Here is an 859-nt window from a genome sequence, read left to right as displayed (position 1 = left end):
AATTGACCCGGAACACCCCCCATAAAGGCAACAGGTATAAACACAGCGACAATGGTTGCAGTTGTGGCGACCACCGCTAACCCAATTTCTGCCGAAGCATCGAGGGCGGCTTGAAAGGGTGTTTTACCCATTTCAACGTGTTGGTCGATATTTTCCATCATACAGATCGCATCATCAACCAAGTTTCCCATTGCCAATGCTAATGCTAATAACGTCATACTATTGAGGGTATATCCCAATAGTTTCATTACCATAAAAGTGGGTAAAATTGACAAGGGTAAAGCAATCGCTGTAATTAATGTAGGTCGCCAATTCCGCAAAAATACACCGACGACAATCACGGTTAAAACCGACCCCAAAACTAACGCATCAACTGAGGCTCGATAGGAGTCTCGAATTGAGTCAGCATCCGTTAAAATCAGTTCTAAATTGATATCCTCGGGTAAAGTTTTCTTTAACTCAGCAACGGCTTCGCGAACCCCTTCTTCAACGGTAACTAACGTGCTACCCGTACTTCTAAAGACGGAAAAGGTAACAACAGGTTCACCAATTTCTTGAGAATCTGAATTCGGATAATTTTCGACCTCAAAATAACGGGCAAGCTGACGAACTTCCCCAAACCCATCAACCACATTCGCGAGACTTGAAAGGGGAATTGAACCGCCAGACGGAAGCACAATCGGATAATCTCTTAAGGCTTCAACTGTTTTGGCACTTCCTAACGTGCGAATACTCTTTTCTGTGCCGCCAAATTGCGATCGCCCTCCGGGTAAATTAATATTAAAAGCCCGAATTTGATCGTTAACTTGTGTTGCCGTAATTCCTAAACTTTGGAGTCGATCTGGGTTTAACTCAATCC

Annotated in this window: 1 protein-coding gene; it reads right to left on the bottom strand. The window is 43.8% G+C overall.

Annotated elements, in window-relative coordinates; all coding sequences use genetic code 11:
• A partial coding sequence (locus tag M595_RS28050) for an efflux RND transporter permease subunit (RefSeq protein WP_023069932.1) occupies positions 1-859 on the bottom strand: 859 nt, incomplete at both ends.

Source organism: Lyngbya aestuarii BL J (assembly GCF_000478195.2).
Lineage (GTDB): Bacteria > Cyanobacteriota > Cyanobacteriia > Cyanobacteriales > Microcoleaceae > Capilliphycus > Capilliphycus aestuarii.
The sequence above is the reverse complement of the archived record's forward strand: the minus strand, read 5'-3'. Positions and strand labels throughout refer to the sequence as shown.